Origin of the sequence: Paenibacillus sp. FSL W7-1088 (assembly GCF_037969855.1) — a bacterium.
Taxonomy (GTDB): Bacteria; Bacillota; Bacilli; order Paenibacillales; family Paenibacillaceae; genus Paenibacillus.
Genome location: NZ_CP150216.1, coordinates 795,760 through 807,706, shown reverse-complemented (window position 1 = coordinate 807,706; position 11,947 = coordinate 795,760). Strand labels below are relative to the sequence as shown.

Below are 11,947 nucleotides of genomic sequence, written 5' to 3'. Positions count from 1 at the left end.
TCTCTTATGAACCCGCTCCGCGATACTTCTTCACACCATAATTCCATAGCAGAAGACCGATGGAGCCAAACACCAATCCCATCACAGGTGTCAGCATCGCCATACGATGCATTTCGGATCGTTCCAGAAACAGGGCTGCCGGATAAATACCCACGAAGGCAAATGGAATGACCCACGTTAACAGGACCTGAATTGCGCGGTTATAGATGGTTACCGGATAACGTCCATATCCTTGAATGTTGTACATTAATGGCAGGATACCTGTAGGCGCGTCCGAATAAAAGGACAGAGACGTCAAGGTGATATAAATTCCTGCATAGATTAACACTGAACTAAGAGTAAGAATAATGAGGGCCGGAATATGCCACCACTCCAGCACAAGCCCCATCTCCGCACCGCTGATGACCATAATGATCAGACCGATAAACGAACCAACAAGTGCAGGCGGGTCCACATTTTCGAGTAAAATCTGGAACAGGTTATGCGCAGGTCGTGTTAATATGCGATCCATCTCGCCTTTGACAATATACCGTTCACTGAACCCCCACAGATTGATAAAACAACTGAAGATGCCGTAAGGCACCATAAAATATCCATAAACAAAAAGGACTTCACTCTCACTCCAGCCGCCCAAATTATCCGTATGCCGGAATACCACAAAGATAAAGATCAGATTGGTTGCCTGGAACAGCAAATCCGAAAGGATCTCGACCCAAAAATCAGCGCGGTACGTGAGACGTGTTTTCATGTAATTTTTTAAATATTCCCAGATCAGACCCATATAGTACACTCTGTTATCCTCCTTGCACGAACAGACGCTTGCGCGCCTGACGCCAGATCAGCATCATCGGAATGAGCAATATGACAAACCAGAACACCTGAATGCCGAGTACGCTCCAGATGCCTGTGCCTTCCACTCTTCCGGTGAAAACCGAGCCAGGCAGATACGTAATGGCCTGAAAAGGCAATACTTTCATCACTGCAGACATCCAGCCCGGATAGAGGCTGATTGGAATGATCAGACCGGAGAACAGATCAACCACAACGCGTTTCATGCGCATCATACCTTCATTGTTTTCCACAAAAAATGCGGCCAGTCCCGTAATGACATTAATCTGGGAGTTAATGAGGAAACTGAAGAACAGCATGACCAGAAAGCCAATCCATGCGGACGGCGCTGTTGGCAGTTCAACCGGGAACAACAGAATGGCAATGAGCATTCCAGGAATCATGAGCAGCAGGAAACGGAAAATACCTTCGCCCAGCCCCTGCATCATTTTGACCATGACATAGTTGATCGGTCTTATAAATTGAATGGCAATGGAGCCATCCCGAATGTCTGCGGCTATTTCCCGGTCCAGGTTGTTAAAATAAAATGCACGCGCCATCCACGATACCGCCACATATGTTGTCATCTGAGCTGCCGTAAAACCGCCCAGTTCACCACTACTGCCATAAATGGCTTGCCACGTAAAGTAATACACGCCGATATTCAGCGTATATATCAAAATGCCGGAATAATAATTCACCCGGTATGCAAGCATCGTCAGGAACCGGATGCGCATAAAATCAAAAAATGCACTATTCATGTTAGGATACACCCACCGCTTCGTTCTTTGCGCCCACAATCTCGGGACGCTCGGCGGAACCGGATTGGTAAATACTGCGCACAATCTCATCCGTGTTAATCTCAATAATCTGAATATCGGTAATATCTGCCTGTCCAACGACACGTCCCAGCACATCAGACACGTTGAGTTCAAGTGGAATCCAGACCGAGGCGGACAGCTCGTTCTCCACCGTCCAGCGAACAGGAAGCGCAGCTGTCCATTCCAGCATTTGTTCCATAGGGTGAGCCGTACCAAACTTGAACCGGATTTCCCGTTCTTTGCCCCACTGGGATTTTAGATGATCCAACCCGCCATCATAAATGATATTGCCCGCATCGAGCATAATAACTCTTGAACATAAAGCTTCGATGTCCTGCAGATCGTGGGTTGTCAGCAAAATGGTTGTTCCATGTTCCTTATTCATGTCTTTCAGGAATTCGCGGATTTCCGACTTCACCACAATATCCAGACCAATGGTTGGCTCATCCAGAAACACAATATCCGGATTGTGCAGCAGCGCAGCGACCAGCTCACAGCGCATACGCTGTCCAAGACTGAGCTTACGCACCGGACGGTTCAGCAGATCCTGAAGCTGCAACCGCTCCACTAATTCATCCAGACGTTTGCGGAAATCGACCTCGCCTACTCGATACACCTTGCGCAGCAGATGGAAGGATTCAATGACTCCGATATCCCACCAGAGCTGGCTGCGTTGACCGAATACGACACCAATATTCTGCACAAACTTTTCACGTTCCTGATACGGAACATATCCACCAACCGATATTTGCCCTGAAGTAGGCACCAAAATGCCGGTCAACATCTTAATTGTTGTTGATTTACCGGCACCGTTCTCCCCAATATATCCGCATATTTCGCCTTGCGGAATTTGAAATGAAATATCATTTACAGCCAAGACCTCCTGGTATTGACGTGCAAACAGATCCTGGAATGCGCCCTTAAGCCCTCCTCGACTTTTCTGGACGCTAAACGACTTGCGTAAATCTTTGACATCAATCGCCAGCATGATTATACCTCACTTGGATTTTGTTGAAATTGCTTGTAGCCCAAAAAGAAATTATAATAGTATCAGTCAAAATTCAGCAAGCTTTAAAAATAGTCTGAGGCTGCGTCCTCTGTTGCATCTCACAGATAGGTCGTGTACGGAAAGCCCCGGCTAGATCAAATTGGACTCATTTTCATTTATTTTGAATACAAAGGAGAGCTAGCATGACCAGAAAGACGAAGAGAACCATTTGGATTTCTCTTGCCGCCTTCGTGCTGATTGTTGGAGGCGCTGCGGCATTTTATTTCGGTTCTATTCTCAATCAGTTGAATGGCTTGCAAAAGGAAGGCGATGAATCGCCGTTTGCCGGTATCGAAAATGTTGAAAAAGTAAGTACACCGGATCCTCCGAAATGGGAAGGCACCGAGACGGTAAATATTCTCGTTATGGGTGTGGATGCCCGCGGGCTGGAGAAGGGGGAAGTCCCTCGTTCTGACAGCATGATGGTCGTTTCGCTTGACCCACTCACCAAAAAAATTAATCTATTCTCCATTCTGCGTGACACATACGTCAACATTGACGGATATGGCAAGGAACGCATCAATACTGCCATTACCCATGGTCCCAACGTGGCAATGAAAGCTGCCGGAGACCTGCTGGGTATCCCTGTCCAGTATTATGTGTATACCGATTTCCAAGGATTCATCAAATTGGTGGATGCCGTTGGCGGTGTGGATTTTGACGTAGAGAAGGACATGCACTATACAAGTAAAGCGGACAATAATGAATACGATATTGATCTAAAAAAAGGCTACCAGCATTTGGACGGTAATACAGCTCTCATGTACGTTCGATTCCGTCATGATGCCATGTCGGATTATGCCCGCTCTGAGCGGCAGCGCGAGTTCCTGAAAGCTGTAGCAGCGAAAATGCAGTCAACAACAACGATTGCCAAACTACCTTCCATTCTGGAAGAAGTAAATCCTTATGTAGATACCAATCTGACCCTCTCCGATATGTGGAAACTGGGCGGACTTGGATATCAGAGCAGCATGAACGGCAGCGAGCAAATTCCGCCAATGAAAATGCTCAAGGAAGAACGTACACCTGGTGGAGCTGAGGTGCTGTCGGTAACCAACGAGGAAAAACTCAAGCAATATATTCAAGATATCATTCATCCTCCTGTTCAAGAAGAAGGCAGTACTACCGGAGCCGAAGACAAAACGGCAAGTGGTGACGAACAAGACTCCAAGCAACCTGCACAGTAATGAAGTGCAACACGCAGAGGGCAGCCCATATGCTGCCCTCTCGCTGTGTTTTGTTGATCTAATATGAAAGGAAGTTATCTTATGAATCCATCACGTTCCCGTTCCGAGCTTTTATACGAAGAAGCACTTCAACATATTGTAGGAGGTGTCAACAGCCCCTCCCGTTCATTTAAAGCGGTGGGTGGTGGTGCACCTGTATTTATGAAAAAGGCACACGGTGCACACTTCTGGGATGTCGATGACAACCGTTATATCGATTATCTCGCGGCCTACGGTCCGATTGTTACAGGACATGCTCACCCTCATATTACCCAGGCGATTACCGAGGCAGCAGCAAATGGTGTGCTGTACGGTACACCTACTGAGCTTGAGATCAAGCTCGCCAAAATGCTGAAAGAAGCCATTCCTTCCATGGACAAGGTTCGTTTTGTAAACTCCGGTACAGAAGCAGTCATGACTACCATCCGGGTTGCCCGTGCCTACACCAAACGTAATAAAATTGTGAAATTCGCCGGATGTTACCATGGTCACTCCGATCTGGTCCTTGTGGCAGCAGGTTCGGGGCCGTCCACGCTGGGTATTCCCGATAGTGCAGGCATTCCGACAAGCATTGCCCACGAAGTCATCACAGTACCGTTCAACGATCTGGACAGCCTGAAAGCGGCTCTGGAGCGTTGGGGCGATGATGTCGCCGCAGTTATGGTTGAACCGATTGTCGGCAACTTCGGTATGGTTATGCCAGAACCCGGCTTCCTGGAAGGACTCTGTGCCATGACACGGGACAATGGCTCGCTTGTCATTTACGATGAGGTCATTACAGCCTTCCGTTTCCACTATGGTTCCACACAGACGTACGCGGGACTGGACAATCATGCGGAGATCGAACCGGATCTGACTGCACTTGGCAAAATCATTGGCGGCGGTCTGCCAATCGGTGCTTACGGCGGTCGTAAACAGGTCATGGAGCAGGTTGCTCCACTCGGCCCTGCCTATCAAGCCGGAACGATGGCTGGTAACCCTGCGTCTATCTCTGCGGGTATCGCTTGTCTGGAGGTTCTGCAAGGCGAAGGTGTATATGCGGAGATGGAACGTCTAGCCATTGATCTGACAACAGGCCTTCAGGCTTCTGCGGATCGTCATGGCATTGCGTTAACCATTAACCGAATTCGTGGTGCCTTTTCCACTCACTTCTGTGACCATCCGATTACGAACTATGATCAAGCCCAGGACACCGATGGTGAACAGTTCGCTTCCTTCTTCCGTCATATGTTAAATCGTGGCATTAATCTGGCTCCTTCTAAATATGAAGCCTGGTTCCTGACCACTGCACATACGGACAAGGATGTTGCGGAAACACTCGAAGCCGCAGAAGCTTCCTTCAAAGCTATGGCTCAGGCGTAAACGGTTATCTAAACCATTCACATATCGCATCATAGCAGGCATTATTGAAATTTACCTGATGAAATAAGGCGTCCCCCAAGCGATTAATCCGCTGGTGTGGACGCCTTTTGCAATTTTGCTATTTCCTCACGGATAATCCGCAGCCCTTCCTTGATCCGCTGCTTTGGAACATTGGATATGTTTAACCGCAGCATTTTATCCTGATGTATCTCCTGTGCACCTTCCGGATAATATCGTTCTGTTGTATCGGCAATGACTCCCCGTTGATCCAACCGGGACAGCAAGACCCTGAGCGGCATATCCTTAGGCAGTGGCAGAACCGTATGCTCCCCTCCTGTGCGCGGTGCTTTCACAAATGGACTGAAGTCCGGGAAGGCATTAAGCTGTTCATACAATTTGTTCATCCGGGCAGCATAGCGGCTGCGGATGACTTTGCCATGGTGAGCAAACATCCCGTTACGGATGTAGACCTCAAGTGCTGCCTGAGACAATACCGCTGTGTCAATGTCGAGCATTTTTTTGTATTTATTAAATGATGCAGTAAGACTTGCAGGCAGAATAGCCACGCCAATCCGCAGGCCGGGAAACAGGATTTTGGAGTAACTTTTCAGATAAATGACTCGCCCTTCCGTATCATACGACCATAACGGGTCCTGCTTTGTGTTCTCTTCCAGATCAGCCAAGAAATCGTCCTCTACCAGATAGACATCGTAACGCTGCGCCAGGCGGATCAATTTTTTCTTCTCAGCTGCCGTCAGGGAAGTCCCAATCGGGTTGTGAAAACGCGGCATGACATAAAAAAATTTGATGTCTCCTTCGCGGAACTGTCGTTCGAGCGCCTCCCAATCCAGGCCATCCAGCGAGCGTCTCACACCAGCAATCGGTACATTCAGTCCTTGTAGAAGCGAAGGCATATTATGATAACCCGGCAGTTCCAGCATCACCTGCTTTTTCCCATTCGGAAAAGGCATTAGCGCCAGCACAGCAAGGGCCTGCTGTACCCCTGACGTAATAAAGAACTGTTCCTGCCGGGCAAACACCTGATAATCGGCGAATTGCTTCTCCAGCAATTCAATCAAGGAAGGCAAGCCTCTCTCCGTTCCGTACAAGAACAGGTCGGCCTGTTTCTTCGCCATTGCCTCATCCACACAATGGCGAAAATCGGAATACGGGAACACTCGCGGATCAGGAGCTGCGGAGGCAAAATCCAGCGGCCCCTGCCACTCTCCATCCTCCACCTCGGCTCCATTCTGAACCGCATAATACCCGGACTGGGGCACCGCGTAGACCAGATGCCGCTCCTCCAGCCACTCGTACGCGCGTATGGCTGTACTCACACTACATTGATATTGCTCAGCCAGAACACGTACAGCCGGCAGTTTGATGCCTTTATCCTGCCATTGTCCACTGTTCTGCTGCCGCAATTGGTCCTGAATCCATTCCTTCAGTGATTCGGCGATAATCTCGTATTTTCTCATTGGATTCTGCCTCTCCTCCGACTTCAGCATTGCCTTAAGTGTACCGGTACAGTAATCGTTTTTGTCTATTGTACCACTATTGGTCTGGCAGTATATTGAATAAGGTCAGATCGCACACATTGGAGGAAACCTTATGAACAATAGCCAAACTAGAACTTACGCATATGTAGCAGCTGTTTTATACGCAGCCATTATTGGCTTATCCTTTTTATTTGTCAAAATGACGGTGAGTGTCGCACATCCCATTGATGTACTTGCCCATCGTTTTGCTTTGTCATTGCTCGTAGTCAGCATCCCTGTCGTTTTTGGATGGATCAAGATCAAGCTAACCCTTCGAGATCTGTGGCGTATCATTCCGTTAGGACTGCTCTCTCCTGTTTTGTTCTTTGCCTTTCAGGCATTCGGGTTAGTCTCATCCAACTCATCGGAAGCAGGGATTATCCAGGCGATGGCCCCCATATTCACACTTGTGTTGGCCTCTATCTTTCTAAAGGAACGCACATCCATACCGCAAAAACTGTTCCTGTTGTTGTCTGTGGCGGGTGTAATCTTTATTTTTATGATGAAAGGGAACGGGATGTCAGCAGGCAATTTTAAAGGTATTGCTTTACTGCTGCTCTCCACGGTGTGTTTTGCAGGTTATGGTGTATTGGCAAGACCCTTGGCGCAGAAATATAAACCGATGGAATTGACCTGGGTGACCCTGATGGTTGGATTTATCGTCTTCAACGCAGCTTCCCTGATTCGTCACGCATCGAGCGGAACCATGATGGATTATGTGAAGCCACTCGGAGATGCATCTTACCTGGGAGCACTGGCCTATCTGGCCGTCCTCTCCACCATGTTCTCCACGCTGCTGGCGAGTTATGCCCTGACTCATCTGGAAGCTTCCAAAATGAGTGTATTCAGTAATTTGTCCACACTCATTTCGATCGCTGGCGGAGCCTGGATATTGCATGAACCCGTTCATGGATACCACTTTATTGGAGCCCTGCTGATCATCGCTGGTGTGCTTGGCACCAATATGAGCGGAAGAAAACGCGGGCTGGTCAAACCAGATCAAGCGTGATACAATGTGAAAAATTGTAAACGGACGTTATCAACAATGATGAAGAGAAGTACACAGGATTAGATACCTCAGAGAGCCGGCGGATGGTGTGAGCAGGTGTATCGGTCATGTGGAAATGGACTTCGGAGTTCCGAGTTGAACCCGTTCTGCCACCTAACTCAGGAGCGCGGATCGTCAGTAGGCAAGGCGGCATGTTCAGCCGTTATCCATGGACAGGATATCGATAAGGCATATGTGGGCTTTCCGCATATATTCATCCGTATCCCTCAAGTGGGCCGCAACCAGCGGCCAATTAAGGTGGCACCGCGAAGTATAAGCTTCGTCCTTCTGTTCTGTTCCCGTCTGGGAAACAGGATGAAGGACGAGGCTTTTTTTGATTTAATTTATGTACCCAAAACTGTTGCAGGCTGAAAGGAGGTGATGGTCGTGGAAGACGGCTGGTGGCGTCAGCAATTAAGGATCGACAAATCACAACATCAAAGGAGAATGAACCATGAACAAGAACAAAGACATTATTTTAACCGGAGACCGGACAACCGGACAGCTTCATCTCGGCCATTACGTGGGCAGCCTGCGCAGTCGGGTGCAATTGCAGGATGAGTACAAAACGTATATTTTACTGGCTGATGTACAGGCGCTCACGACCCACTATGATCAACCGGGGCTGATTGCAGACAGCGTACATCAAGTGACACTTGATTATCTTGCCGTAGGGATCGATCCCCATAAATCCACGCTGTTCATCCAGTCGATGATTCCGGAAATTGCCGAGCTGACTGTCATTTTCTCCATGTTTATCACGGTGAACAGTCTTCGGCATAATCCCACGATTAAAAACGAAGCACGTGACCGTGGCTATAAGGATCTCTATTACGGATTTCTCGGTTATCCCGTCAGTCAGGCTGCGGATATTGCATTCTGCAAAGCAACCCTTGTTCCGGCAGGCGAAGACCAGATCCCACATATCGAAACAGCGCGGAAACTTGTTCGGCGTTTCAATGAACTATATGCGCCCGTTCTGCCTGAACCACGTATTCTGACCGGAGAACGGCTGGGCGGACTGGATGGCGTGGGCAAAATGAGCAAAAGCATGGGCAACGCCATTTCGTTGAATGCTCATCCTGATGATGTGTATGCCAAGCTGTCCAGAGCGAAAACCGATCCTGCCCGCATTCATCGTTCTGACCCGGGGCATCCGGATATTTGTCCGGTGTTTGCCTATCACCAGCTGTTTCGAAAGGATGAAGCCGCTGAGATTCATACGAGCTGCAGTGACGGCACCATTGGATGCAAGGACTGCAAGAAGATGGCGGGCAATGCAATTAACGAACTGCTCTCTCCTTTCCGTGAACGGCGAAATTACTATGAACAACGTGGGCATGAAGTGAAAGAAATCCTCGTGGAAGGCACACGTCAGGCCCGTCAGGCTGCACGTGAGACAATGCTTGAGGTTCGAGAAGCGATGGGGATACGTTATTTCGACTGACAGTATGAGAAGGCTTATTCACGTTAACACTGCTGAGAACAGTATATTGGGAAAAGAGGTACCCTCAGCATGAAACCAACACAGCCTTCTTTTTTGCAAGCCATGATGTTAATAATGTTATCTGTCGGCCTGATCAGCCACGTCCTGATCATCCCTGCTCTTTTGTCTTCGGCCAAAAGAGATGCATGGATATCCGTTCTGTTGTCTGCAGGGCCCTATCTTATATTCACGCTGATGCTTGCGTATGTCTCTCGTTTTCTCCAGCACCAAACCCTGCATGAATGGCTGACTTCCCATCTTGGCAAGCCTCTTGGCATGCTGTTTCGGGTGGGAAACAGCCTCTTTTTTCTGTCCGTAATCTACTTCACTCTGCATGATACCACCACTTGGGCCAAAACCAATTACCTGACGGAGACACCCGTATTGGTTACAAGCATTGCCCTGATGACTCTTTGTGCCTATGCAGCCTATAAAGGTATACGTTCTCTGGCATTTACAGCAGGATTGATCCTGCCACTGGTTGTGCTGCTTGGCTTCTATGTCGCAATCGTTAATTCACAATACAAAGATTACAGTCGTCTGCTGCCTGTGCTTGAACATGGCTGGCACCCTGTGCTTCATGGTACAGTCTACAGCCTTTCAGGCATGTTTGAGCTGCTGTTCATCTGGTACTTGCAGCCCCACCTCTCCAAGCGGATACGTGTATGGCAATACCTGATGCTCGCGTTCATTATTCTTGGGCTGACCCTTGGCCCGCTCATTGGGGCGATCGTGGAATTCGATCCTTTTGAAGCTGCCAAAATGCGATATCCCGCCTTTGAAGAATGGCGAATTGCCTCCTTGGGCAAATATATTGCCCAGACCGATTTCTTTTCCATCTACCAGTGGCTGGCCGGTTCTTTTACCCGGATTAGTCTGGCCATGTATATTGTAGTAGAAATTTGGAATATTAAGAGCGCCTCCAGAAGGATCATATGTTGTGCCACTCTTGTCGTCTTATTTATTCTTTCCATGCTGTATCCTCTGGATGATATGACATTCGAAAAGCTGCTTGTCCAATACATATTCCCGTTCAATCTCATGTATCTGAGCGGACTAGCGGTAGTTGCAACAGCCGTTGCATACATCAGTTCACGCCATCAGAGGAGGAAACATCATGGAGCACCAAACGATTGACACCACGTCCCATGAAACACTGCTTGCCTCTTTCGAAGAGCAGTTCAATCCCTGCGCAGATGTTGTTATTCAGACCTTTCCTGCCAAAGATGAAACCGATATGTCGGTGATTATGATCTACTGCGACGGTTTGGTGGATGGCAAACAAATCAACCAGTTTATTATCCCACGTCTGGAACAGCATTCTCTGTTCATAGAAGAAGCACATCCCAAAGAATTGGGATTAACCTTGAATCCGGTGGATGATCTCAAAGATACAGAAAATTTAAATCTGTTGATTTTTAGCGGACAATTACTGCTCATTTTCGGAAATGGTGATCAGTCCTGCAGTCTAGATATCGCGAGTATACCAGGAAGAACTCCTGAGGAATCGGCGATCGAGTCCTCGATTAAAGGGCCTCGAGATGGGTTCACTGAAGAGCTGTCCGTGAATATCGGCCTCGTTCGCAAACGAATGAAAACCTCTTCCATGTGTTATGAGAAATATGTTAAAGGTGGCCGTACCCAGACCTCCATTGGTCTATTGTATGTCAAAGACATCATTAACCCGGATATTCTGAAAGAAGCACGCCAAAATCTCGACCAAATTGAAATCGATGGTCTTCTCGGTACCTCCATTATGGAACGTGCAATTATGGGGGGAATCCGCAGCATATTTCCGCTCACGGATAATACGGAGCGACCCGATTATGTCGTGGACTCCCTTTTAAATGGGCGATTTGCTGTTCTAATTGAAGGCTCACCGGTAGCCATTATCGCTCCAACCACTCTGTTTAATCAGCTAAAGTCGCCAGAAGACGAGAGCACCCCTTTTTTCATTGTTACTTTTGAGCGAATTTTGCGCATTTCCGGATTACTGATTGCCTGCTTCTTTCCTGCCTTTTATATCGGCCTGACCAGTTTCAATGTGGAACAGATCCCCCTGCCTCTGCTCGCAACCATTTCAGGTACCCGGGTGGGTCTACCTATGCCAGTAACGCTGGAAGCATTTCTAATGATATTTATGTTCGAGCTATTTAATGAAGCAGGCCGAAGGCTCCCACGAGCCTTGGGACAAACCGTCAGCGTGGTCGGTGGGCTTATTATCGGAGATGCAGCTATTCGAGCAGGAATTACTTCCCCCACGATCATTGTCACGGTGGCGATCTCGGTGATCTCCAGCTATATTTTGGTGAATACCGTGCTTAGTGGGGCTACGGCTCAAGTCCGGATAGGGATGCTGCTCATTTCTTCCATCCTTGGGTTATTCGGTTTCATCCTTGGACTGCTTGGTCTGCTGGTGCACCTCGTATCCTTGGAGTGTTATGGTGTCTCATACCTGTCACCCGTCTCTCCTTATATACCCGGCGACTTCACCCGAGCCGTATCCATGCCCCCATCCATGAAACGGACCAAGCGCCCAGCTGTACTCCATACCCAGGATTCCACTCGCCGGAGGAAACGCTCGTGACAA

At 48.3% G+C, this 11,947-nt stretch carries 10 protein-coding genes and 1 other annotated feature; of the genes, 6 read left to right on the top strand and 4 right to left on the bottom strand.

Going from position 1 to position 11,947, the window contains the following annotated elements:
- Positions 1-4 precede the first annotated feature (4 nt).
- Genes MKY42_RS03770 through MKY42_RS03760 form a run of 3 tightly spaced genes read right to left on the bottom strand, consistent with a single transcriptional unit; the run spans position 5 to position 2,637 of the window.
- Positions 5-781 (bottom strand): ABC-2 family transporter protein, encoded by a 777-nt coding sequence (locus tag MKY42_RS03770; protein WP_175382219.1) that lies wholly within the window; start codon positions 779-781, stop codon positions 5-7.
- Positions 782-794: 13 nt separating this feature from the next.
- The gene (locus MKY42_RS03765) at positions 795-1,589 is read right to left on the bottom strand and encodes an ABC-2 family transporter protein (RefSeq protein WP_053779604.1); all 795 of its coding nucleotides are present in this window, start codon (positions 1,587-1,589) and stop codon (positions 795-797) included.
- 1 nt (position 1,590) lies between these two features.
- Positions 1,591-2,637: an ABC transporter ATP-binding protein gene (locus MKY42_RS03760; protein WP_063568167.1), complete on the bottom strand. Its 1,047-nt coding sequence runs from the start codon at positions 2,635-2,637 to the stop codon at positions 1,591-1,593.
- A gap of 203 nt (positions 2,638-2,840) precedes the next feature.
- On the opposite strand from MKY42_RS03760, the gene MKY42_RS03755 reads away from it, so the two are divergent.
- The gene (locus MKY42_RS03755) at positions 2,841-3,884 is read left to right on the top strand and encodes an LCP family protein (RefSeq protein ID WP_179261756.1); all 1,044 of its coding nucleotides are present in this window, start codon (positions 2,841-2,843) and stop codon (positions 3,882-3,884) included.
- A gap of 81 nt (positions 3,885-3,965) precedes the next feature.
- A complete protein-coding gene (locus MKY42_RS03750) occupies positions 3,966-5,285 on the top strand; it encodes a glutamate-1-semialdehyde 2,1-aminomutase (protein ID WP_339848660.1) in 1,320 nt (439 codons plus the stop codon).
- A gap of 83 nt (positions 5,286-5,368) precedes the next feature.
- Here the strand turns inward: MKY42_RS03750 and MKY42_RS03745 are convergent, their stop codons facing one another.
- Positions 5,369-6,763 (bottom strand): PLP-dependent aminotransferase family protein, encoded by a 1,395-nt coding sequence (locus MKY42_RS03745; RefSeq protein ID WP_339848657.1) that lies wholly within the window; start codon positions 6,761-6,763, stop codon positions 5,369-5,371.
- A gap of 133 nt (positions 6,764-6,896) precedes the next feature.
- Here MKY42_RS03745 and MKY42_RS03740 point away from each other — a divergent pair, with 133 nt between their 5' ends.
- The 4 genes from MKY42_RS03740 to MKY42_RS03725 all read left to right on the top strand — a co-directional run bounded on the left by MKY42_RS03740 (position 6,897) and on the right by MKY42_RS03725 (position 11,944).
- On the top strand, positions 6,897-7,832 hold the full coding sequence (locus MKY42_RS03740; RefSeq protein WP_339848654.1) for a DMT family transporter: 936 nt from the start codon (positions 6,897-6,899) through the stop codon (positions 7,830-7,832).
- Between the two features lie 27 nt (positions 7,833-7,859).
- Positions 7,860-8,162: a binding site (T-box leader), on the top strand.
- 163 nt (positions 8,163-8,325) lie between these two features.
- On the top strand, positions 8,326-9,318 hold the full coding sequence (gene trpS, locus MKY42_RS03735; RefSeq protein ID WP_339848652.1) for a tryptophan--tRNA ligase: 993 nt from the start codon (positions 8,326-8,328) through the stop codon (positions 9,316-9,318).
- A gap of 69 nt (positions 9,319-9,387) precedes the next feature.
- Positions 9,388-10,494, top strand: coding sequence for an endospore germination permease (locus MKY42_RS03730; protein WP_339848649.1), 1,107 nt, complete (start codon positions 9,388-9,390; stop codon positions 10,492-10,494).
- Positions 10,475-11,944: a spore germination protein gene (locus tag MKY42_RS03725; protein ID WP_179261764.1), complete on the top strand. Its 1,470-nt coding sequence runs from the start codon at positions 10,475-10,477 to the stop codon at positions 11,942-11,944. Before MKY42_RS03730 ends, MKY42_RS03725 begins: the two co-directional genes overlap by 20 nt.
- Positions 11,945-11,947 lie beyond the last annotated feature (3 nt).

Excerpts from the sequence above, each read along its gene's own strand:
- MKY42_RS03745 (WP_339848657.1), bottom strand. The coding sequence starts at position 6,763 with ATGAGAAAATACGAGATTATCGCCGAATCACTGAAGGAATGGATTCAG.
- MKY42_RS03770 (WP_175382219.1), bottom strand. The coding sequence starts at position 781 with ATGGGTCTGATCTGGGAATATTTAAAAAATTACATGAAAACACGTCTC.
- MKY42_RS03730 (WP_339848649.1), top strand. The coding sequence starts at position 9,388 with ATGAAACCAACACAGCCTTCTTTTTTGCAAGCCATGATGTTAATAATG.
- MKY42_RS03760 (WP_063568167.1), bottom strand. The coding sequence starts at position 2,637 with ATGCTGGCGATTGATGTCAAAGATTTACGCAAGTCGTTTAGCGTCCAG.
- MKY42_RS03740 (WP_339848654.1), top strand. The coding sequence starts at position 6,897 with ATGAACAATAGCCAAACTAGAACTTACGCATATGTAGCAGCTGTTTTA.
- MKY42_RS03725 (WP_179261764.1), top strand. The coding sequence starts at position 10,475 with ATGGAGCACCAAACGATTGACACCACGTCCCATGAAACACTGCTTGCC.
- MKY42_RS03750 (WP_339848660.1), top strand. The coding sequence starts at position 3,966 with ATGAATCCATCACGTTCCCGTTCCGAGCTTTTATACGAAGAAGCACTT.
- MKY42_RS03765 (WP_053779604.1), bottom strand. The coding sequence starts at position 1,589 with ATGAATAGTGCATTTTTTGATTTTATGCGCATCCGGTTCCTGACGATG.
- trpS (WP_339848652.1), top strand. The coding sequence starts at position 8,326 with ATGAACAAGAACAAAGACATTATTTTAACCGGAGACCGGACAACCGGA.
- MKY42_RS03755 (WP_179261756.1), top strand. The coding sequence starts at position 2,841 with ATGACCAGAAAGACGAAGAGAACCATTTGGATTTCTCTTGCCGCCTTC.